At 55.0% G+C, this 20,873-nt stretch carries 21 protein-coding genes and 1 pseudogene; 7 read left to right on the top strand and 15 right to left on the bottom strand.

Features of this window, described 5'->3' with window-relative positions:
- Positions 1-166 precede the first annotated feature (166 nt).
- The 4 genes from glmM to rlmE all read right to left on the bottom strand — a co-directional run bounded on the left by glmM (position 167) and on the right by rlmE (position 5,181).
- Positions 167-1,525, bottom strand: a complete 1,359-nt coding sequence (gene glmM / locus CSQ89_RS14295) for a phosphoglucosamine mutase (protein ID WP_099406815.1) — start codon at positions 1,523-1,525, stop codon at positions 167-169.
- A gap of 144 nt (positions 1,526-1,669) precedes the next feature.
- Positions 1,670-2,500 (bottom strand): dihydropteroate synthase, encoded by an 831-nt coding sequence (folP, locus tag CSQ89_RS14290; RefSeq protein WP_099406814.1) that lies wholly within the window; start codon positions 2,498-2,500, stop codon positions 1,670-1,672.
- A gap of 62 nt (positions 2,501-2,562) precedes the next feature.
- On the bottom strand, positions 2,563-4,470 hold the full coding sequence (ftsH, locus tag CSQ89_RS14285) for an ATP-dependent zinc metalloprotease FtsH (RefSeq protein WP_099406813.1): 1,908 nt from the start codon (positions 4,468-4,470) through the stop codon (positions 2,563-2,565).
- A 90-nt stretch (positions 4,471-4,560) separates the two neighbouring features.
- The gene (gene rlmE / locus CSQ89_RS14280; RefSeq protein WP_099406812.1) at positions 4,561-5,181 is read right to left on the bottom strand and encodes a 23S rRNA (uridine(2552)-2'-O)-methyltransferase RlmE; all 621 of its coding nucleotides are present in this window, start codon (positions 5,179-5,181) and stop codon (positions 4,561-4,563) included.
- A 225-nt stretch (positions 5,182-5,406) separates the two neighbouring features.
- On the opposite strand from rlmE, the gene yhbY reads away from it, so the two are divergent.
- Entirely contained in the window at positions 5,407-5,838 is a 432-nt protein-coding gene (yhbY, locus tag CSQ89_RS14275; protein WP_099406811.1) for a ribosome assembly RNA-binding protein YhbY, read from the top strand.
- Positions 5,839-5,988: 150 nt separating this feature from the next.
- Here yhbY and CSQ89_RS14270 read toward each other — a convergent pair whose 3' ends face one another.
- The 5 genes from CSQ89_RS14270 to CSQ89_RS14250 all read right to left on the bottom strand — a co-directional run bounded on the left by CSQ89_RS14270 (position 5,989) and on the right by CSQ89_RS14250 (position 12,087).
- Positions 5,989-6,435, bottom strand: coding sequence for a DUF4149 domain-containing protein (locus CSQ89_RS14270; protein WP_099406810.1), 447 nt, complete (start codon positions 6,433-6,435; stop codon positions 5,989-5,991).
- A gap of 19 nt (positions 6,436-6,454) precedes the next feature.
- A complete protein-coding gene (gene greA / locus CSQ89_RS14265) occupies positions 6,455-6,931 on the bottom strand; it encodes a transcription elongation factor GreA (RefSeq protein ID WP_099406809.1) in 477 nt (158 codons plus the stop codon).
- Positions 6,932-7,054: 123 nt separating this feature from the next.
- Complete coding sequence (gene carB / locus CSQ89_RS14260; protein WP_099406808.1) at positions 7,055-10,267, bottom strand: carbamoyl-phosphate synthase large subunit; 3,213 nt, start codon at positions 10,265-10,267, stop codon at positions 7,055-7,057.
- Between the two features lie 9 nt (positions 10,268-10,276).
- The gene (gene carA / locus CSQ89_RS14255; protein WP_099406807.1) at positions 10,277-11,413 is read right to left on the bottom strand and encodes a glutamine-hydrolyzing carbamoyl-phosphate synthase small subunit; all 1,137 of its coding nucleotides are present in this window, start codon (positions 11,411-11,413) and stop codon (positions 10,277-10,279) included.
- Between the two features lie 191 nt (positions 11,414-11,604).
- Positions 11,605-12,087 carry a glutathione peroxidase gene (locus tag CSQ89_RS14250; RefSeq protein ID WP_099406806.1) on the bottom strand — a complete coding sequence of 161 codons (483 nt, stop codon included), beginning with the start codon at positions 12,085-12,087 and terminating at the stop codon, positions 11,605-11,607.
- Positions 12,088-12,189: 102 nt separating this feature from the next.
- On the opposite strand from CSQ89_RS14250, the gene CSQ89_RS14245 reads away from it, so the two are divergent.
- Positions 12,190-13,200, top strand: coding sequence for an FIST C-terminal domain-containing protein (locus CSQ89_RS14245; RefSeq protein ID WP_099406805.1), 1,011 nt, complete (start codon positions 12,190-12,192; stop codon positions 13,198-13,200).
- Between the two features lie 37 nt (positions 13,201-13,237).
- Entirely contained in the window at positions 13,238-13,684 is a 447-nt protein-coding gene (locus CSQ89_RS14240; RefSeq protein WP_099406804.1) for a DUF1841 family protein, read from the top strand.
- Positions 13,685-13,737: 53 nt separating this feature from the next.
- Here the strand turns inward: CSQ89_RS14240 and CSQ89_RS14235 are convergent, their stop codons facing one another.
- Positions 13,738-15,189 carry a M48 family metalloprotease gene (locus CSQ89_RS14235; RefSeq protein ID WP_099406803.1) on the bottom strand — a complete coding sequence of 484 codons (1,452 nt, stop codon included), beginning with the start codon at positions 15,187-15,189 and terminating at the stop codon, positions 13,738-13,740.
- A 153-nt stretch (positions 15,190-15,342) separates the two neighbouring features.
- Here CSQ89_RS14235 and CSQ89_RS14230 point away from each other — a divergent pair, with 153 nt between their 5' ends.
- From CSQ89_RS14230 to tsaD, 3 genes are read left to right on the top strand one after another with little or no spacing between them, the layout of a single operon-like run.
- Positions 15,343-15,786 (top strand): ribonuclease domain-containing protein, encoded by a 444-nt coding sequence (locus tag CSQ89_RS14230; protein ID WP_099406802.1) that lies wholly within the window; start codon positions 15,343-15,345, stop codon positions 15,784-15,786.
- A complete protein-coding gene (locus CSQ89_RS14225) occupies positions 15,777-16,049 on the top strand; it encodes a barstar family protein (protein WP_099406801.1) in 273 nt (90 codons plus the stop codon). Before CSQ89_RS14230 ends, CSQ89_RS14225 begins: the two co-directional genes overlap by 10 nt.
- Positions 16,050-16,054: 5 nt before the next feature.
- Positions 16,055-17,068 carry a tRNA (adenosine(37)-N6)-threonylcarbamoyltransferase complex transferase subunit TsaD gene (gene tsaD, locus CSQ89_RS14220; RefSeq protein WP_099406800.1) on the top strand — a complete coding sequence of 338 codons (1,014 nt, stop codon included), beginning with the start codon at positions 16,055-16,057 and terminating at the stop codon, positions 17,066-17,068.
- Between the two features lie 34 nt (positions 17,069-17,102).
- Here the strand turns inward: tsaD and CSQ89_RS14215 are convergent, their stop codons facing one another.
- The 4 genes from CSQ89_RS14215 to CSQ89_RS14205 form a co-directional block, all read right to left on the bottom strand.
- Entirely contained in the window at positions 17,103-17,348 is a 246-nt protein-coding gene (locus tag CSQ89_RS14215) for a hypothetical protein (protein ID WP_158229001.1), read from the bottom strand.
- A gap of 25 nt (positions 17,349-17,373) precedes the next feature.
- The gene (locus tag CSQ89_RS14210) at positions 17,374-18,027 is read right to left on the bottom strand and encodes a fumarylacetoacetate hydrolase family protein (protein ID WP_099406798.1); all 654 of its coding nucleotides are present in this window, start codon (positions 18,025-18,027) and stop codon (positions 17,374-17,376) included.
- A gap of 111 nt (positions 18,028-18,138) precedes the next feature.
- Entirely contained in the window at positions 18,139-18,312 is a 174-nt protein-coding gene (locus CSQ89_RS22935) for a hypothetical protein (RefSeq protein ID WP_186293372.1), read from the bottom strand.
- 171 nt (positions 18,313-18,483) lie between these two features.
- Positions 18,484-19,401, bottom strand: coding sequence for a CobD/CbiB family protein (locus CSQ89_RS14205; RefSeq protein WP_099406797.1), 918 nt, complete (start codon positions 19,399-19,401; stop codon positions 18,484-18,486).
- Positions 19,402-19,743: 342 nt separating this feature from the next.
- Here CSQ89_RS14205 and CSQ89_RS14200 point away from each other — a divergent pair, with 342 nt between their 5' ends.
- Complete coding sequence (locus tag CSQ89_RS14200; RefSeq protein ID WP_099406796.1) at positions 19,744-20,331, top strand: superoxide dismutase; 588 nt, start codon at positions 19,744-19,746, stop codon at positions 20,329-20,331.
- Positions 20,332-20,470: 139 nt separating this feature from the next.
- Here the strand turns inward: CSQ89_RS14200 and CSQ89_RS14195 are convergent.
- A pseudogene (locus CSQ89_RS14195) lies at positions 20,471-20,746 on the bottom strand (FKBP-type peptidyl-prolyl cis-trans isomerase); the annotation flags it as partial.
- Between the last annotated feature and the right edge of the window lie 127 nt (positions 20,747-20,873).

Below are 20,873 nucleotides of genomic sequence, written 5' to 3'. Positions count from 1 at the left end.
TCCACGCTTCCTTCCCACGCTCGGTCGCCCTCACGCAGTTGCGCTTCACTTCGTTCGCTGTGATCAACTTACGGCGGGACTTCCACCCGCAGGAGTGCGCCCATGCTGGGCGCACATAAAAAAGGGCGACAGCACCAACTGTCGCCCTTTGATTTGCAGTGATACATCAAACCATCGTGGTTGCCGCTTCCGACACCACCTCAACCAAACGGCTTACCCAACGCTCGGTCAGCGCCAGCTCATCCGCTTCGACCATGACACGCAAGACCGGCTCGGTCCCTGACGGACGCAACAACACCCTGCCACGCCCAGCCAGTTCGCACTCAGCCTCAACCAATGCGGCCTGAATCGTCAGGCTGGCACGGAAGTCGAACTCCTTGCGCACTTTGACGTTTCGCAGCAACTGCGGATAGATCGGCAAGTCAGCACACGCCTCCGCCAAAGTCTGACGTGATACTAAAATGGCAGCCAACACCTGCAACGCAGAAACGATGGCATCGCCTGTGGAGTGCTTATCGAGGCACAGCAGATGGCCTGAGCTTTCCCCGCCCAGCAACCAACCCTCCTGCTTAAGCAGTTCCAACACATAGCGGTCACCCACCTTGGCTCGTGCAAACGGAATACCAAGTTTGTTTAACGCATGCTCAAAACCCAGATTACTCATCAGCGTGCCAACAACGCCGCCACCGAGTTGGCCTTGCTGGTGGCGGAACTTTGCGATGATATAAAGCAGTCGGTCTCCATCGTACAGCTCGCCCTTGGCATCAACGATCATGAGGCGATCACCATCCCCATCAAGCGCAATACCAAAGTCAGCCTTCTCTCTCAGAACACGCTCTCGTAGCGCTTCTGGGGCGGTCGCACCAACCTTGTCATTGATATTCATGCCGTTGGGCATGTTGCCCATTGCAATGACCGTAGCACCCAGCTCATCAAACACATGCGGCGCTACCTGGTAACCCGCACCATTCGCGCAATCCACCACGATTTTGATGCCACGTAAATTCAGCTCGTTTGGGAAAGTGCTCTTACAGAACTCGATGTAACGGCCCGCCGCATCATTGACCCGCCACACCCGTCCAAGCATCTCGGACGAGACGCAGCCCATCGTCTTATCCAATTCAGCTTCAATTTCCAACTCAACCGCATCATCCAGCTTGAGACCCCCCTCACCGAAGAACTTGATACCGTTATCCTGAAACGGATTGTGTGAAGCAGAAATCACCACGCCCGCCGACAGGCGCAATGCACGGGTCAGATAAGCCACGCCGGGCGTTGGCAAAGGCCCGGTAATATGCACATCCACACCGGCAGCGGAAAGCCCAGCCTGCAAAGCGGCCTCTAGCATATAGCCCGATACACGGGTGTCTTTCCCGATCAGCACTGCAGCGTGCGTTCCATCACCACGCCTGGCTGACAACACCTTGCCAGCGGCATAGCCCAGTCGCATGGCAAACTCCGGGGTAATGGGGTACTCGCCAACCATGCCACGTACACCGTCGGTGCCAAAATATTTACGACTCATCAATTTTCCTTCCTCATCTATCTGCCACTGCAGTGGCATTACTTTTTGCGGCGGTCTCAAGATCTAGTCACCGCCTTACCGCGCTGTGCTTCACCCCGAAAAGGAGCCATTGCTACAGACTATTGATCAGGTTCTCTGACCCAATCACTGCAGCAAAGTTTGCCAAACCTTCAGGGCATCCACCGTGTCGCGGACCGCATGCACTCGTAACACTGCTGCACCCGCCTGTGCCGCCAACAATGCCGCAGCCACACTGGCTGAATCACGTTCACTAGCCGGTCGCCCTCCCAATACATGGCCAAGCATGGACTTGCGCGACATGCCAATCAACATGGGACCGGCTTGGCGACAAAGTTCAGGCAGTGCTTTGAATAGCGCTGCATTGTGCGCGTAGGTCTTACCAAAGCCAAAGCCAGGATCAAGCAAGATACGCTCTGCTGTCATCCCCGCCACAATGGCTTGCTTACGGCGCTGGTTCAGGTAGCACCCAACCTCAGCCACAACGTCTTCATAATGGGGGTCGGCCTGCATCGACTGCGGCACACCTTGCTTGTGCATAAGGCAGACTGCAGCCGCACTATCGGCCACCGCCTCCAGCGCACCCGGTGCTTCCAAAGCGGCAATATCGTTGACCAGATCAACACCCAAATCCAGCGAGGCCCGCATTACCTCAGTCTTGCAGGTATCAATCGATAGCGGGACTTGCCAATTTACCAACTCACGCAATACAGGCAACACTCTGGCCAATTCTTCATCCACACTGATAGTTGCCGCGCCAGGCCGAGTAGACTCACCACCAATATCAAGCATATCCGCCCCCTCATCCAATAGTCGGCGGGCATGCGTCAATGCCGCCTCCAGGTAGTCGTAACGACCACCGTCCGAGAACGAATCAGGGGTGACATTCACAATGCCCATGACCAAAGGGCGGGCAAGGGAGAGCCGAAAACGGCCAGCGTAGAGCGTGTTCTGCATATGGGGCGAATAAAAGCAAAGCGACAGCGGGAGAAGCCGCTGTCGCTTGGTTAAGGAGATATCTAGAGTTCTTGCGCCGGGGTTATGCTCGGCTCAGGTGCCGGCCCACTTGGGGTATCGCTAGGAGGAGGCGTGATCGAACCCGTCGGCTTTGGTGGGCGCGGTGGTTTGCCTTGCATGATGTCTTCAATCTGCTCGGCGTCGATCGTTTCCCATTCAAGCAAAGCTGCGGTCATAGCCTCGACCTTGTCGCGGTTCTCGTCAAGCATCTTGCGCGCCAATGCGTATTGCTGGTCAATAATGCGGCGAATTTCCGCATCTACCTGCTGCATGGTCGCTTCTGACATCGACTTATGCGTCGTCACCGAGCGGCCAAGGAAAACTTCGCCTTCGCTTTCACCATAAACCATAGGGCCCAGCGCATCAGACATACCGTAACGAGTAACCATGTCACGCGCCATCTGGGTAGCACGTTCAAAGTCATTCGATGCACCCGTCGTCATCTGGTTCATAAACAATTCTTCGGCAATACGGCCACCAAAGAGAATCGCGATGCGGTCGAGCAGATAACCACGGTCATAAGCGTAGCGATCACCTTCCGGCAACTGCATAGTCACACCCAATGCACGACCCCGCGGAATGATAGTCACCTTGTGTACGGGATCAGCCTTAGGTAACAGCTTGGCAATCACAGCATGGCCCGACTCATGGTAAGCCGTGTTTTGCTTCTCTTCCTCGCTCATCACGATTGAGCGCCGCTCGGCCCCCATCATGATTTTATCTTTGGCCTTCTCAAAGTCCTGCATATCCACCAGGCGCTTGTTGCCTCGGGCCGCAAACAAGGCGGCCTCATTGACCAAGTTGGCCAAATCAGCGCCAGAAAAACCCGGTGTACCACGCGCAATGATGTCTGCCTTCACATCCGTGGCGATCGGCACCTTACGCATATGCACGTTCAAAATCTGTTCACGGCCACGAATATCCGGCAGCGAGACCACAACCTGTCGGTCAAAACGACCGGGGCGCAACAGAGCAGGGTCAAGCACATCAGGGCGGTTAGTGGCCGCAATCACGATCACACCGACATTGCCTTCAAAGCCATCCATCTCAACCAGCATCTGGTTCAGCGTCTGCTCGCGCTCGTCGTTACCACCACCAAGCCCTGCGCCACGTTGACGACCTACCGCATCGATTTCGTCAATGAAGATAATGCAGGGGGCATTTTTCTTGGCATTCTCGAACATATCGCGAACGCGGGCAGCACCCACGCCAACGAACATTTCAACGAAGTCAGAGCCCGAAATCGAGAAAAACGGAACCTTGGCTTCACCAGCAATGGCGCGGGCCAGCAATGTCTTACCCGTACCTGGCGAACCCACCATCAAGATACCGCGCGGAATCCGGCCGCCCAGCTTCTGAAATTTGCTTGGGTCACGCAGGAAGTCAACCACTTCGGTCACTTCCTCTTTGGCTTCATCGCAGCCCGCCACATCGGCAAAAGTTACGGTGTTGTTGTTCTCATCCAGCATGCGCGCACGCGACTTGCCAAAGGAGAAAGCGCCACCCTTGCCACCACCTTGCATTTGGCGCATGAAGAATATCCATACTCCAATTAAAAGCAGCATAGGGAACCAGTTGATGAAGATACTCATCAACAACGAAGGCTCATCTTCAGGCTTGCCACTGAATTTAACGCTGTGCTTGATCAGCGTATCGACCAAACGGAAATCAAACGGTGCAAATGACGAAAAACTCGAACCATCGTTGCGCTTACCACGGATCCATTGCCCACGCAGAGGATGGCCTTCAATTTCCACGGACGCAACTCGCCCTTCCTGAACCTCACTCATGAATTGCGAGTAAGGAACCTGAATTTGCGACTCCTGGCGCTTGGAAAACTGGGTGAAAACGGTCATCAAGACCAAACCAATGATCACCCAAATGGCGATATTCTTGCCCAGATTATTCACGGGACGACTCCTTAAACCGGCAAAATTAAGTACGGCTGCACCGGCAACAGCCAATTCAATGTGAATTCTATCGATTCAAGCCCCATCACGTCAGGGCTTTTTTCCCTTGCCCAGCAGATAAATCTCGCTCGAACGGTCACGCGAGGCGGCAGGCTTACGACTAATGACACTCGTAAAGCAATCGCGCATCTGCTGCAAATACTCGCTGTAACCTGACCCCTGGAATGTCTTGACCAGGAAATGGCCGCCGGGTTTCAAATGATCGTGGCAAAAATCCAGCGCCAACTCACACAGATGGAAACTACGCCCTTGATCAATCACTGCCATACCGCTGATATTGGGGGCCATGTCGCAAATCGCAAGGTCTATCTGACGACCGCCAAGCAATTCCGTAAAATTGGCCAGCACCGCCTCCTCCCGAAAGTCACCTTGTACGAACTCCACACCATGGATCGGTGTCATTTCAAGAATATCAAGTGCAAACACCCGCCCTCCGTCGCCTACCTTGCGGCGCGCTACTTGTGACCAACTCCCGGGCGCGGCACCTAAATCAGCAACCCACAGGCCCGGCTTGAGTAATTTATCCTTCTCATCGATTTCCAGCAGCTTATAGGCGGCGCGTGATCGATATCCGTCCTTTTGTGCCTGGTGAACATAATGATCATTTACGTGCTCTTGCAACCACGCCTTACTGGTTCTGGATCGTGCCATACACTTTATTAATTCGAAGAAATTAGCGCCACCATCATGCCCAAACCCACAATGAAGGCAAAGAAACTTCCTATCAGTCTAGCCGACTAGCAGCCTTTGAAGGCGGGCAATGATTGTTAAAAATACTTATGTCGACCTTTGGTCAACGCAATACGATGTGTAATCTATCGCTCTATTACTGCACGAATCAGCTAGAATTCGTCGCTTTTTCACGGAGTTAGATCAATGGAATTAAGCCGAGACGAGCGCATTTACCTGCGTACCCAAGCCCACCAGCTCAGCCCGGTAGTGATGATCGGTAACAATGGCTTGAGTGATGCCGTCATCCGCGAAATCGCTGTAAACCTTGATGCACACGAGCTGATCAAGGTTCGCGTACTGGGCGACGACCGCGAACAACGTGAGAACTGGATGACGGAAATCTGCACAAACCTTGGCTGTGCAGCAGTCCAGCACATCGGCAAGCTGCTGATTCTGTACCGCCCCACCCAAGACGGCAAACCCCGCTACGAACTACCCAAACCGGGCCGCAAAACACCGTCTAAAACAGCCGGTAAGCCAGCACCAAAGAAACCGGCTGAGAAAGTTGCTACCGGGCGTGCTGGCAAGCCCGCAAACAGCAAAGGCCGTACCGCGATTCGCACTAAGTCCAAATAAACAGGCCGGCTTACGCCGGCTTTGTTTTGCTTTGGGCGCTACTCTACCCAGCAAAACCCCACTTCAGCCTAGAACCAAAGCGGGAAACCACAGCATCGCAAGCACGCCACACAAATAGAGCGATCGGAACACACCACCAGGAAATAACGGCTATTTGGCCGAGCCACGCGTGATGTAAACCAGCCCCAAGGCGCTCTGCGCAAGGTAAATCAAACTGGATATGGTTTGCCAGTTATGAAACCCGCCACCAAATACGCCTTCTGCAGCGGTGTGCATCGAAGGTTTAACCTCAGCCACGCCGGGAAATACGGCGAAGTGATTTACCAGCGTCAACACCAGCATCAATACAATCAGCCAAAACTCCAATGCCTGGAAGGTACGAAGACCGTCCACCCACAACATGCGGATAAAGATATAAAGCCCGGCAATAATCCCTACCCAAGCCATGGCGCGAAACATTACCGCCACCATCTTAAAGGCCAAGCCATTATCAAGATGATGGAATAGCAATGGACCAACCAGCAGACCAATAACCCATAGTCCGCCGATCCAAAAGATCGTCAGAATGGAACGCAGCGCATCGGGAAAGGTTTGCATCCGCTTTCTCTCTCGGCGATCAGATGTATTTCACATCCAGCACTTCATATTCACGAATACCGCCGGGCGCCTGAACTTCTGCCACGTCACCCGCCGACTTGCCAATCAATGCGCGCGCAATTGGGCTCGATACTGAAATCTTGCCCATTTTGATATTGGCCTCATCATCACCCACGATCTGGTAGGTCACGGCATCGCCTGATTCGCAATCCTCCAGGTCGACGGTAGTGCCAAACACGATACGGCCCTCGGCATCGATTTCGGCTGGGTCGATGATGACGGCATTCGAGAGCTTACCTTCCAGGTCGGCGATACGGCCTTCGACAAACCCCTGTCGTTCCTTGGCAGCATCATATTCGGCATTTTCCGATAGATCACCGTGCGAACGCGCTTCAGCAATCGCAGCAATCACGCTGGGACGCTCAACGCTTTTCAGCCGTTGCAATTCGGCGCGCAGTAATTCAGCACCCAGTACAGTTAACGGAACCTTGATCATTTTATCCTCCAGTCCGACGCGCGCTTTCTCGCACCGCCGACGTCAAAAACAAACCCGACGGGCAAGCCGTCGGGGAAAAGATCGCAGCGCCACCGGCACTGCGACAGGTACTACCCAACCAAATTAAGCCACACTCAACCGCTGATGCAGGTCTTGGACCGAATACACGGTCCACTCCTTCATATGCTTGATTCCATAAGCCGCAGCACGCCCACCTGCCACCGTGGTGTAAATAGGCACGCGCCCTTTCAGGGCTTCGTAGCGGATCGAATAGGAATCCTGAATCGAGGCACGCCGCTCGTCAACCGTATTGATGATCAAGGCAATGTCACCGTTCTTGATCATATCCACGATATGCGGGCGGCCTTCCTTCACCTTGTTGACCGGCGCTACCGGCACACCCGCAGCCTGAAGCATGGCGGCCGTTCCCCGCGTAGCGACAATATCCAAGCCCGCATCAACCAACATTCGACCCAGTTCTGCCAACTGCGACTTGTCGCCATCACGTACCGAGATAAATACCTTACCCGAAGTAGGTAGACGCTCGCCAGCACCAAGTTGTGATTTCACATAAGCTTCGGCAAATGTATCGCCTACGCCCATCACTTCGCCAGTCGACTTCATCTCAGGGCCAAGGATACTGTCCACACCGGGGAACTTGATAAAAGGGAATACTGCCTCCTTGACCGAGTAATAGGGTGGAATCACCTCCCCAACAATGCCCTGGTCCGGCAAGCTTTGTCCAACCATGCAACGGGCAGCGATCTTGGCCAGTGGGCGGCTTGTCGCCTTGGAAACATAAGGCACGGTACGCGACGCACGTGGATTTACTTCCAACACGAACACCGTCTCGCCTTGAATCGCGAACTGTACATTCATCAGGCCGATCACGTTCAGGCCCTTGGCCATCGCCACAGTCTGGCGACGCAACTCGTCCTGCAAAGCTTGGCCCAGCGAATAAGGCGGCAATGAGCACGCCGAATCCCCCGAGTGCACACCGGCCTGCTCAATGTGTTCCATAATGCCGCCAATAACGACATTTTCGCCATCAGAGATAGCATCCACATCGACTTCAATTGCATCATTAAGGAAATGATCCAGCAACACCGGGCTGTCGTTTGATACCTTCACCGCTTCACGCATATAGCGGGTCAGATCATCCTCGCTGTGAACAATCTGCATTGCGCGGCCGCCCAGCACGTAAGAGGGACGTACCACCAAGGGGTAGCCGATTTCAGCAGCCAGCACCAAGGCATCCTTCTCGTTACGGGCCGTGGCATTAGGTGGCTGACGCAATCCCAAGTCCTGTAGCAGCTTCTGGAACCGCTCGCGGTCTTCAGCAGCGTCTATCATATCCGGCGAAGTGCCAACGATAGGCACGCCATTGGCTTCCAGCGCACGCGCCAATTTCAACGGCGTCTGCCCCCCGTACTGCACAATCACGCCAGCCGGCTTTTCGACATGGACAATCTCCAATACGTCTTCCAACGTCAGCGGCTCGAAATAAAGCCGATCAGACGTGTCGTAGTCGGTCGAAACAGTTTCCGGGTTGCAGTTGACCATGATGGTCTCGTAACCATCTTCCCGCAGCGCCAGCGCAGCGTGCACGCAACAATAGTCAAACTCAATGCCTTGACCGATACGATTTGGGCCACCGCCCAAAATCATGATCTTCTTGCGATCGGTCGGCGCAGCCTCGCACTCTTCCTCGTAGGTCGAATACATGTAGGCTGTATTACTGGCGAACTCTGCCGCGCAGGTGTCAACGCGCTTGTAAACAGGGCGAACACCGAAGCCCTGGCGACGTACACGCACAGCCGCAGCCTCAGCACCGACCAAAGTGCCGATACGGCGATCAGAGAAGCCCTTGCGCTTGAGACGGCGCAATTCAGCGGTATCCAACGCTTCCAGGCTACGGGTAGCCAGCACCTTCTCGTCAAGAATGATGTCTTCGATCTGGGCCAGGAACCAAGGATCGATCTTGGTATGGTTGAATACATCGTCCAGGCTCATGCCAACGCGGAAAGCATCGGCCACATACAGAATCCGTTCCGGCCCCGGCGCACCTAATTCGGCTGCGAGCACATCCATATCGGTCGTGCGCTCGTCGAAACCCGCTAGGCCGGTTTCCAAGCCACGCAAGGCCTTTTGCATCGACTCCTGCAAGGTACGGCCAATGGCCATCACCTCACCGACCGACTTCATCTGCGTCGTCAGGCGGCTATTGGCTTGTGGAAATTTCTCGAAAGCGAAACGCGGAATCTTGGTAACGACGTAATCGATGGAAGGCTCAAACGAGGCTGGCGTCAAGCCGCCAGTGATGTCGTTTTTCAATTCATCCAGCGTGTAACCCACGGCCAGCTTGGCCGCTACCTTGGCGATGGGGAAGCCCGTCGCCTTGGACGCCAATGCCGAGGAACGCGACACACGCGGGTTCATCTCGATGACGATCAGACGGCCATCCTTGGGATTGACCGAGAACTGTACGTTCGATCCGCCGGTATCCACACCAATCTCACGCAGTACCGCCAATGAGGCGTTACGCATGATCTGGTATTCCTTGTCGGTCAGCGTCTGAGCTGGCGCGACCGTGATCGAGTCACCAGTGTGCACACCCATCGGGTCGAAGTTCTCAATCGCGCAGACGATGATGCAGTTGTCGTTGCGGTCTCGCACGACTTCCATCTCGTACTCTTTCCATCCCAGTAGCGACTCTTCAATCAGCAGTTCATGCGTTGGTGAAAGGTCGAGGCCACGGGTACAGATTTCGACGAACTCTTCGATGTTGTAGGCAATACCACCACCCGTGCCACCCATGGTGAAGCTGGGGCGAATAATGGCAGGGAAACCAACCTTGGCTTGCACGGCCAGCGCATCGTCCAGGGTATGGGCAATACCGGAACGTGCAGAACCAAGACCAATCTTGTCCATGGCCAGCTTGAACTTCTGTCTGTCCTCAGCCTTGTCGATGGCTTCAGGCGTCGCCCCGATCAACTCGACATCAAACTTATCGAGCACACCGTTACGCCACAGGTCGAGCGCGCAATTCAACGCTGTCTGACCGCCCATGGTGGGCAGAATGGCGCTGGGCCGTTCCTTTTCGATGATCTTGGCGACCACTTCCCAGGTAATCGGCTCGATGTAGGTGACATCGGCCATATTGGGGTCGGTCATGATGGTGGCAGGGTTGCTGTTCACCAAGATGACCTTGTAACCCTCTTCACGCAGGGCCTTACAAGCTTGCGCGCCAGAATAGTCGAACTCACAAGCCTGGCCGATGATGATCGGGCCGGCGCCAATGATGAGGATGCTTTGAATGTCTGTACGCTTAGGCATGGCGTGTCCTTATTGCTTGTTTTTTGCCATGGCGGCAATAAAGCGATCAAACAGGTAGGCCACATCATGCGGACCGGGGCTGGCTTCCGGGTGGCCTTGGAAGCTGAATGCAGGACGGTCGGTCAACGCTATACCTTGCACGGTACCGTCAAACAACGAACGGTGCGTTACACGCACATTGGCCGGCAGGCTGGTTTCATCGGCCTGAAAGCCATGGTTCTGGCTGGTGATCAACACACGACGGTCATCCAGATCTTGCACCGGGTGATTGGCACCATGGTGGCCGAATTTCATCTTGCTGGTCTTGCCACCTGCGGCCAGTGCCAAAAGTTGATGACCTAGGCAAATACCGAACACGGGCAATTTCCTGTCTAGGAGAGCCTTGATCGCCGAGATTGCGTAATCGCAAGGCTCCGGGTCGCCAGGGCCATTGCTGAGGAACACGCCATCCGGATTCAACTTGAATACATCTTCCGCGGGTGTCTGCGCCGGCACAACGGTAAGCTTGCAACCACGTTCAGCCAGCATACGCAGGATGTTGTACTTCACACCGAAGTCATAAGCAACCACATGGAACTTGCTGTGGGTCTGTGTGGCATAGCCCATTCCCAATTGCCATTCGCGGGTTGTCCAGGCGTAGGGTTGTTTGCAACTGACCACCTTGGCCAAATCCAAACCTGACATGCTGCCGAACCCCCTGGCCAATTCAACTGCTTTCACTGGATCGATTTCGCCCGCCATGATGCAACCGGATTGCGCACCTTTCTCGCGCAGGATGCGAGTCAACTTACGGGTATCGATATCTGCGATGGCCACCGTGTTGTTACGCACCAGATAGGCATCCAGGGTTTCTTCCTGGCGAAAGTTCGAGGCACGTAGCGGCAGGTCGCGAATGATCAAGCCAGCGGCAAATACGCCGTTTGATTCGCAATCCTCTTTATTCACGCCCACATTGCCAATGTGGGGATAGGTCAGGGTGACGATTTGGCGGCAATAGGATGGATCGGTCAGGATTTCCTGATAACCAGTCAGCGCAGTATTGAAGACGACTTCACCGACCGTATGGCCGGCAGCGCCAATGCTGCTGCCGTAGAACAGCGTGCCATCGGCAAGGGCGAGCAAGGCTTGGGGACGTTGTTGGGACACCAGCGACTCCTAAAACTTGGGGGCAACGCGCCCCCTAGACGTAAGAAAACGGGATAGGCGCGCCTATCCCGTTCCCTCTCGTAGATCAGTGATTTTCGGCCCGGAGTCTAGCCGAAACCGCCTATTCGGGCAATCTCGGCCGGCTGAAAATCCTTTTAAACAGTCGCTTATGTGCAGGCTGACGCGGAAAACTAAAGCACTGCCTCAATATGCTTGGCCAACTCTTCAGGCTTGGTGGTCGGCGCGAATCGATCGATCACTTGGCCATCCCGCCCAACGAGGAATTTAGTGAAGTTCCATTTGATCGCCTCAGTCCCCAGTAAACCCTTGGCTGATGATTTCAGATAGTGATACAGCGGATGGGTACCGTCGCCATTGACATCCACCTTCGCAAACATCGGAAATGCAACACCGTAATTCTTTTCGCAGAAAGCGCCGATCTGGTTTTTGTCACCCGGCTCTTGCCCACCAAACTGATTGCACGGGAACCCCAGCACTACAAAACCCTTGTCCTTGTATTGCGCGTACAACGACTGCAAACCAGCGTATTGCGGTGTAAAACCACACTCGCTGGCCGTATTGACCACCAGTATCACTTGGCCTCGGTAAGATGCCAGGCTTTCCGGCGCGCCATCTAGGCGGTTGGCGGAAAAATCATAAAGGGATGCGGACATGAACGACCTTTCTTGTGGAGTAGACGGGTGCGCCAACATCATACCCCGCCGCGCCAAGCATACGAATTGGGCCGGCGAGGCAGATAAGATAATATCCACACCATGACTTCTGCTTATGCCTCCGGCCTTGCCCACGCTGCCCGCGCCACCCCCAAACTCGCCACCGACGCCGTCATCCAAGCCCTGGATCGACTGGGTAGGACACGTGCGGCACGCGTCCTGCTTTTTCTGAGTGCTGATTTCGCTAGTGACCCACGCCCGGCACTGATTGCTGCTGCACGTGCTGCGCAGACAATGGACGTTGCCGGTTGTACTGCCCTTGGCGTGTTGAATGAAGACGATTGGGTGTTGGATGCCCCGTCAGCCTGTGCGCTGTTAATCGCCGAGAGTAGTAGCTTGGACAACCAGGAAAGCGAACGACTCACGCTGGCGGCACCGCATACACTGGATATGTCTTGGTTGAAAAAAGGTCCCGCCCGCTACGGTGGCATTGCGGGTGATGCGACAGGCCTTGGGCCTTATAAGGTCTGGCAGCAAGGGCAAATACAAAACGATGGCTTGTGCGAACTCCCACTGCCAACCCATCGCATTGGCATTTCGCGCGGCATGCAGCCCATGGGCGAAGTCCACGTCATCACCAGCGTTGAAGGCTTTGACCTACAAACACTGGATGGCCGACTGGCCATTGCCACCTTGCGCCGACTGGTGGGCAACTTGCCGCCCTTGCATGATCTTGCTTTGGCCGTGCTTGATAGCGACAACCAGCCCCGTCAAATCCTTTCGCTTGTTTCCGTCAATGTGGACAGCGGCGTCACCGTGCCCAGCCAACTGAGCCCCGGTGATCGCGTGCAATGGCTACAACGGTCGGCAGATTATGCTATCACCGAAATTGCAGACTTTGCCCGTCTACCTGCACCACAAGCAGCCCTGTTGTTTTCATGCGCCTCACGAGGGGCTGCGCTGCATGGCGGGTTGGACCGCGAATGGCAAACGTTACGCGACGCTTGGCCGAGCACTCCTATGGCGGGCTTCTATGGTAATGGTCAGATCGCCCATTTTGGCGGGAGCAACCAAGTACTGCATCAAAGTCTGGTAATGGCTGCCCTGGGGTAAAATCAGACTTTCGCTTCCGACGTGCAGACGCAACAACATGTTCAACCCCTCTCGCGACCAGGCTCGCCAGTTTCTGTTTGATACCTGGGCCAAGTACAAACAGAACGCCCAGCTGACCGACCTGGAGCGCATTGCCTTTGCCGTGCTAAAACGCCATCCTGAGTATCAGCCCATTGTTGATGCGCCAGAACGGTACCTGGACAAGGATTACCTCCCCGAATTCGGTGAGACCAACCCCTTCCTACATATGAATATGCATCTCGCGATAGAAGAACAACTCACTATCGACCAGCCACCTGGCGTACGAGATCTATTCCGTAGTTTGTGTGAACACACGGGCGACGAGCATAGCGCCCAGCATGAAATGATGGATTGCCTCGCCGAGATGATCTGGCAGGCCCAACGTAGCGGCACCAGCCCAAATGGGGCGCTGTATATAGCTTGTATTCGGCGTAAGGCAGGCCTGGGGGACAATGGTACCTGAAAGGTTCAAGGTCGATCCAAACCACCCATTACTGGGATTGCAGGTTTGCCCAATCAATTGTCACCTGTTTTTTTCTTACCGTCTTCGCCTACCTTTTCACGCAACTCGCGCATTCGCGCTTCCATTGCCGACAACTCATAGAAATTCCCGCCTGCGCGCCGGGCGATCTGTAACTGCTGAATGGCAGCGGTAGGCTCATCCATCAAGGCGTAGTACTCGGCCAACGCGCGGTGTGCAGGGCCGGGTTGATTAAGATGTTCATACGCCTCAGCCAACCGTTTATACAGCCCAGGGTCGCTACTGTGATACGCCAAGCCGGCTTCGGCCAACGTCACCACTGCTGCCGATTTTTTCTGGCGTAGCAACACATCCAACTCGCCATATTGCAAGGCGGTAGCACTGGGATAACGCTCCAGACCTTTGCTGAACAGCGCTGTCGCCTCGGCATATTGCCCCTGCGCCAGTCGGATATTGCCTGCCAACGCCTCCAGCATGGCGTGCCCTGCCGGCCAGGCGGTCCGAGCCAGAACCAACCGTTCCCACGCGGCATCGAAATGCCCTGCTTGTAACAAGGCCACTGCATAGCCATATTGCTGGGCAGCTTCGTTGGCATATTTCTTTTGGCTGGTCGTACCAGCATAGTGAACCAAGGCCGCCTGGGTACCTAGCTGGCGGACGCGCACCTTTTCCCGAACAAACAGATAGTCGATGCTATCGGCCCTCTGCTTGTAACCCTGCTGGGCTGCCCGCGCCTCGCTATCGCTGATGCGCTCGCTGGTCACCGGGTGGGTACGCAGAAAAGCGAACGCGCCATCGTCCACATTGCGATAGAACTTCTGCATGCGGTCAAAAAACGTTGGCATGGCGCGGATATCAAAATCCGCATCCTGCAAGGTTTGCATCCCCACGCGGTCGGCCTCGCGCTCAAAGTCGCGTGAAAAATCCAGGTAGCGCTGGGTCTGATAGCCTTGACTCGCCGCTACAGCAGCAATGGGCCCGTCGCCTCCGCCACCACGCGACGCCGCCAGAATTGCCAGCGCCATCGCCCCCAGTGTCATGAAGCCGGATCCCTTCTGCGACTCGACCATCCGTGCGTAATGGTGTTGCGTGACGTGGGCAATTTCATGCGCCATCACCGCAGCCAGCTCCGATTCGTGTTGCGTCAGCACCAGCAGTCCCGAGTTGATGCCAATCACCCCGCCGGGTACCGCCCAGGCATTGATGCTGGATTCAAGCAAGGGGAAAAAACGGAATTGAATACGGTTTTCATTGCTGGCGGATACCAACTTGTAGCCGATTCGATTGAGATAGTCGGCAACTTCAATGTCATCAAGCACTTCTCCCGAACGACGCAACTCACGTACCGTCATCTCGGCGATACGTTTTTCTTCATGCGGGGGAAGATTGCCAACCGAAGAGTCCCCCAAGTCAGGCAACTCGTTGGCAGCAACGCTAAAGGTCATGGCTGCAATAAGCAGCCCTAGGCAAACGGGACGTAGCAACATAGCCTATATGATAGGCAGGCTGGTCCTGGGGTTCCATCCCCACAGCATCCTGCCGCCAACTGGAACCAGACACACAACCACGCTGCCCACTTTGACCGAAACGCCAGCGAGCCCGATAATTACCACTCCCATCCCTGATGACCGCTTCAAATCATGCGTTTTCTGTTTGCCCTGCTGACCAGCACCTCTCTGTTTGCCGCATCCCTGCCCGATTGCCAGACCGTTGTACGCGATCTCAACAGCCGCGTGCAGGGGAAACTCAACAGCACTGAATTGGTCGAAGTGCTCAGCGCGCTCCACACTAGTGCACAGCTGCCCAAGCAGTTCGTAACCAAAAAAACCGCGCGCGAACTAGGTTGGCGTCCGGGTCGGCCACTGTGGGCGACACCTGCGCTACAGGGCAAAAGCATCGGCGGCGATGTATTTCGCAACCTGGAGCATCAGCTGCCTACAGGTAGCTGGCGAGAGGCCGATCTGAACTACCGTGGTGGCAAACGCGGCGCCCAGCGCCTCGTATTCGAGCCTCGTACAGATGGCCGACGTTTTATTACTACCGATCATTACAACCATTTTATGGAAGCACCCGCATGTCGCTGACCCGTATCGAATTCGTGAACATTGCCAGTGTCGATGACCTTTACGAACAACTGGAAGGCCAGTTGGAACTGGAATACCCACTGGGCCGTAGCCTCGACGCGATTTACGACGTACTGTCCAACGAGGTCGAAGGCCCGGTAGAGATTGTCTGGCATGACGTCGGCTTTTCGCGCGTGGCACTGGGCGATTGGTTTTCCCGCGTCATGGACGTACTCAATATCGTCTCCTCTGAACGAGACGACCTCAGCGTAAGCCAGGACTAAACCCCATGCTGGTGCTCGGCCTCGAATCCTCCTGCGATGAAACCGGCGTCGCGCTGTATGACACGGAGGCTGGCCTATTGGCGCATCACCTGCATACACAAATGGCCATGCACGCCGAGTATGGCGGCGTGGTGCCAGAGCTGGCTTCTCGCGACCATATTCGTCGCGTGCTGCCCCTCACCGAAGCCTGCCTGCAAGAGGCTAACAAGACACGCCAGGATATCGATGCCATCGCCTACACCCAAGGGCCGGGCCTTGCTGGTGCGCTGCTGACTGCGGCGGCGGTCGCCAATGGTCTGGGCGTTGCACTGGGTAAGCCAGTAATCGGTGTGCATCACCTTGAAGGCCACCTGCTTTCACCGCTGTTGGCCAATCCTGCCCCTCACTTTCCCTTTGTGGCGCTACTGGTTTCTGGTGGCCATACGCAGTTGATGGCAGTGCATGGCGTGGGCAACTATACCTTGCTTGGCGAAACGCTTGATGACGCCGCCGGCGAGGCCTTCGACAAGACGGCCAAACTGCTGGACCTGGGCTACCCCGGTGGCCCCGCGCTTTCCAAACTGGCCGATAGCGGTGATGTTTCTCGCTTTACTCTGCCCCGCCCCATGCAACATTCAGGCGACCTGGACTTCAGCTTTGCCGGCCTAAAGACCGCCGTACTCACCCTGGTTAAGAAGCAGGCCGATATTGATGCGCAAACGCGTGCTGATATCTGCGCCGCCTTTCAAGCCGCCATCGTGGATGTGATCAGCACCAAATGCCTAAAGGCCATGAAGCAAACCGGTATGCAGCAATTGGTTGTTGCGGGTGGCGTGGGCGCCAACCGCCAACTGCGCGCGGGCCTGGACCTGATGGCGGCCAGGCGCAAGTTCAAGGTTTACTACCCGCCGCTCGACCTCTGTACCGATAATGGCGCCATGATTGCTTTTGCGGGTGCCCAACGCTTGCAACACTGCCAGACAGCAGGGCCCTTTTCCGTCAAGCCACGTTGGGATCTGGCCAGCCTGCCCCATGCGTAAAAATGCCGCTCAAATGAGTGGCTTTTTATTGGGGTCAACGCCAACGGCCCATTTGGCCACGTGTCCAACGCCATACCAAGGGAAACTGGCACACAACAAAAACCATAAAACCGCTTTCCATCCCTGCTTGGCCGCCCTCACCCAACCAACCCAGAAAATACACCCAGAACAGCACGATGCCACACAAGGCTAATTGCTTGGCCCAGAGCGGCACCGGCTCAGCAGGGAGCAAAATGCGATATTCCTCGTCATCGCCCTCATCTGCCCAACGCGGTTTCATCTGAATTCGCATGCGTGGACGCATTTCAGGCCACCATAAAACGCGCGTTCAGCTTATCCAACAAACCCATCTCAACCGTATCACCCGACTGTAACGGCCCGACACCCGCCGGTGTGCCCGTATAAATCAAATCACCGACCTGTAGGGTAAAGCGGCTGGATAGATATTCCATGATGTAGGGCAAGTCGTAGATCATCAATGTGCAGTCGCCATCCTGCCGCCGCGTACCATTCACATCAAGCCAGAAAGTCGCCTCCAGTGGTTGGGGCACCATTTGTGCAGGCAGAAACCGGCTGACGCAGGCCGACCCATCAAAGCCCTTTGCCACGCTCCACGGCAATCCCTTCTCTTTGGCTGCAGTCTGCAAATCACGGGCTGTCAGGTCCAACCCCAGGCCATATCCAGCGATATGCTCCAGCGCTGCCTCACGGCGGATATGTTTGCCCGCCTTTCCTACCACCAGCACCAGCTCTCCTTCGTAATGCACCTCTTTCGAATGGGTGGGCAGCGCAATCACTTGGTCTTCATGCTGAAGTGCAGACGTGGGCTTAAGGAAGACAACCGGCTCCGGCTCTACACGATTCCCTAGTTCAGCAGCATGGGCTGCGTAGTTACGGCCAATGCAAAAGATATTGGCCACGGCGAGCTCTCGGTGGTCGGTAAAGCGAATGGCAGGCATAGCTACACTCAAGAACAATTCGACAGACTGATCTTAGCAAGCCAAACGTAAAAAAGGACGGCCTCAGCCGTCCTTTTACGCCACATCCACAGAAAGATGTGCAGTGCGCCATCAAACCTTCGGGGCTTCAGCTTTCTTTTCTGCCTTCTTCATGCCCTTTTTGTGATGCTTTACCTTCTTTTCCATCTTGGTGCCAGCAGGCTTTGCGGCAGCATCAGTTGCATGCGCGCCAACTGCAGCAAAACTAAAAGCGGTGGCAATCAAGGCAAGAATCAACTTATTCATGGTGAACTCCATCGATGAAGGTAGGAACTAATGAAAAGCGTCACTGCTTTGCGATGTCGGTCGTCAACCTCAGCGACAGGTGTAGATTGAGGCTGGCAGCTTAAGCGAGGCTTAAATCCATATCGATTTACATATAATTTAAATCTGACAACGCACACCAAACGAACAACGCTAGAACCAAACCGCTATCGTGACCATCAACATCAGTAACAACCAGCAAAGCAATGTGCGCCAGACAAGGCCAACCGCACTATTGAGCATGTTGGCGTCCGCTTCTTCACCCAAGCCCAGCTCGGGCCGGAATGTCACCGTATAGTTTTGGTGCAGCGGCATACCCAGCCTTACACCAATCGCCCCAGCACCCGCTGCCAGCAAAATGCCATAAGCCGCGCTGGTCCAGCGTTCAGCCTGCTGCCGCCAACAAAATACCGCGTCTTCAAAATCACCTACGACAGCAAAGCTGACGGCTGTCACCCGAATTGGCAACCAATCCACTACATCCCCCACCTTGTCGGCGAAATTACCAAACCGTTCGCCACGGCGGCGGTCACGCGCGCCCCATTTCAATTGCAGGATGGTTGCCGACCGATACGCCACCGCACCCGCTGGGCCAAGCACGATAAACCAGAACATAGGCCCGAACACATGGCGGTAGGCATCGATCAAACCTTGCTCTATTGCCAGCCGCGCTACTTCGTTATCGCTCAACTCACTGCTTGGCTCACGTGTCCAACCCGCCAATAGCTGGCGGGCTGTCGGCAAATCCCCTTCCTTGAGCGCATCTGCTACCCCGGTAAACGCCGAACTGAACTGACGGAAACCCATGGTGACATAGAGCACGGCCAACCCAAATAACCAAGCCAGAGCCCAGTGCACCCAGTACAGCCCACCCCAGACCAGCAATACCAGGGCGGTGGGCGTGATCACCGCAATCAACCAGCCAACAACACCATGGCGGTATTCGCCCGCATTGAAATTGCGTTCGACCGCTTCAGAAAAACTGCGATAGCCGGCATATAGGACATTCCCCCGCTCAAGCGGACGGAGCTGTTCGAGGACAAGTGCAAGGACAAGTGCAAGCCAGGTCATGGAGAAACGTTCCAGTTCAAGACCGCCCCATCATAACGCAAAAGCGCTATGCAGCCGTTCGGTCCAATAGCCATTGGCATCATCTCAACACGCATTCCTACCTGCCATTTAAGGCTTAATCAATACCCCAAAACCTGTCATATCTAGACTGGGAACCAAAGCCAGACAGGGTGTACATACCAAGCGTAATAGATATACAAACCCACCTAATAGGAAGTAATCCTAATAACGTAGTAATTTAGTCAACCATTTGGCTAGAACCCTCAGCCGCGCTATGATTTCACCTCTTTCCAAGAGCCTGGCAACAAGTCGGGCCTATTAAAACCGTCCTGGAGAATGACCATGGAACACAAGCTGCCCGAACTCCCTTACGCCATCGACGCGCTTGCCCCACATATGTCGAAGGAAACGCTGGAATACCATTATGGCAAGCACCACCAAACCTACATTACCAATCTGAACAACCTTATCAAAGGCACCGAGCACGAGAATGCCAGCTTGGAAGAGATTGTGAAGAAAGCACCAGCTGGTGGCTTGTTCAACAATGCGGCCCAGGTTTGGAACCACACTTTCTTCTGGATGGGCTTCAAGCCCAACGCTGGCGATGCCCGCCTGCCAACCGGCAAGTTGTTGGCTGCCATCACTGCCAAGTGGGGTACCGTGGATGAGTTCAAGAAAGCGTTCAATACTTCCGCTGCCGGCAACTTTGGTTCAGGTTGGACTTGGCTGGTGAAAAAGCCGGATGGCTCGTTGGATATCGTCAACACCAGTGCTGCAGCCACCCCGCTGACCACCGCCGACACCGCATTGCTAACCGCCGATGTATGGGAGCACGCCTATTACATCGACTACCGTAATAGCCGTCCTAATTACCTAGAAGCCTTCTGGAAACTAGTCGATTGGGATGCGGTTGCAGCACGTTTGGGCTAATTACCTAACTGATATTGGCAGGCAATAAAACTTCACTCCTGTGCATGCCCCCTAAAAAGGCCCGGAATCTCTGGGCCTTTTCGTTTGCAGTATTTTTGTGGGCTTAGCTCCCAATGATTTTTCGCAGCGCTAAACGCCATCAATCATCTCTCGTCAGTACTTCCAACAGCTCAATCTCAAAAACCAAGTTCGAATTCGGCTTGATAAGCGCCCCGATTTGTCTTTCACCATACGCGAGATGAGCCGGCACAATGAGTTTGCGCTTGCCGCCAGCTTTCATACCCATCAGCCCCACATCCCATCCTTTTATCACGCGTCCCGTACCAATGACGCACTGAAAAGGTTTGCCGCGAACAAACGATGAATCGAACTGGGTGCCGTCCTCCAAAAAACCGCTGTATTGGGTAGTAATCAGTGGAGAGTAGCGGCAGCGATCTCAGTTTCCTGATACGCGCTGCCGCCCTCGCAGAACCGGACTTGGAGCGTTACACCATCCGGCTCCCAGTTTGAGTCATCCACGGTAGTGACGGGTAGAGGTTGTG

This window comes from Chitinimonas sp. BJB300 (genome assembly GCF_002735695.1).
Taxonomy (GTDB): domain Bacteria; phylum Pseudomonadota; class Gammaproteobacteria; order Burkholderiales; family Chitinimonadaceae; genus Chitinimonas.
Note: the sequence above shows the minus strand (reverse complement) of the source record. Positions and strands in the feature narration are given on the sequence as shown.

Coding starts and splice junctions, on each gene's coding strand:
- glmM (WP_099406815.1), bottom strand. CDS start 1,525: ATGAGTCGTAAATATTTTGGCACCGACGGTGTACGTGGCATGGTTGGC.
- folP (WP_099406814.1), bottom strand. CDS start 2,500: ATGCAGAACACGCTCTACGCTGGCCGTTTTCGGCTCTCCCTTGCCCGC.
- rlmE (WP_099406812.1), bottom strand. CDS start 5,181: ATGGCACGATCCAGAACCAGTAAGGCGTGGTTGCAAGAGCACGTAAAT.
- yhbY (WP_099406811.1), top strand. CDS start 5,407: ATGGAATTAAGCCGAGACGAGCGCATTTACCTGCGTACCCAAGCCCAC.
- CSQ89_RS14270 (WP_099406810.1), bottom strand. CDS start 6,435: ATGCAAACCTTTCCCGATGCGCTGCGTTCCATTCTGACGATCTTTTGG.
- greA (WP_099406809.1), bottom strand. CDS start 6,931: ATGATCAAGGTTCCGTTAACTGTACTGGGTGCTGAATTACTGCGCGCC.
- carB (WP_099406808.1), bottom strand. CDS start 10,267: ATGCCTAAGCGTACAGACATTCAAAGCATCCTCATCATTGGCGCCGGC.
- CSQ89_RS14250 (WP_099406806.1), bottom strand. CDS start 12,087: ATGTCCGCATCCCTTTATGATTTTTCCGCCAACCGCCTAGATGGCGCG.
- CSQ89_RS14245 (WP_099406805.1), top strand. CDS start 12,190: ATGACTTCTGCTTATGCCTCCGGCCTTGCCCACGCTGCCCGCGCCACC.
- CSQ89_RS14240 (WP_099406804.1), top strand. CDS start 13,238: ATGTTCAACCCCTCTCGCGACCAGGCTCGCCAGTTTCTGTTTGATACC.
- CSQ89_RS14235 (WP_099406803.1), bottom strand. CDS start 15,189: ATGTTGCTACGTCCCGTTTGCCTAGGGCTGCTTATTGCAGCCATGACC.
- CSQ89_RS14230 (WP_099406802.1), top strand. CDS start 15,343: ATGCGTTTTCTGTTTGCCCTGCTGACCAGCACCTCTCTGTTTGCCGCA.
- CSQ89_RS14225 (WP_099406801.1), top strand. CDS start 15,777: ATGTCGCTGACCCGTATCGAATTCGTGAACATTGCCAGTGTCGATGAC.
- tsaD (WP_099406800.1), top strand. CDS start 16,055: ATGCTGGTGCTCGGCCTCGAATCCTCCTGCGATGAAACCGGCGTCGCG.
- CSQ89_RS14215 (WP_158229001.1), bottom strand. CDS start 17,348: ATGAAACCGCGTTGGGCAGATGAGGGCGATGACGAGGAATATCGCATT.
- CSQ89_RS14210 (WP_099406798.1), bottom strand. CDS start 18,027: ATGCCTGCCATTCGCTTTACCGACCACCGAGAGCTCGCCGTGGCCAAT.
- CSQ89_RS22935 (WP_186293372.1), bottom strand. CDS start 18,312: ATGAATAAGTTGATTCTTGCCTTGATTGCCACCGCTTTTAGTTTTGCT.
- CSQ89_RS14205 (WP_099406797.1), bottom strand. CDS start 19,401: ATGACCTGGCTTGCACTTGTCCTTGCACTTGTCCTCGAACAGCTCCGT.
- CSQ89_RS14200 (WP_099406796.1), top strand. CDS start 19,744: ATGGAACACAAGCTGCCCGAACTCCCTTACGCCATCGACGCGCTTGCC.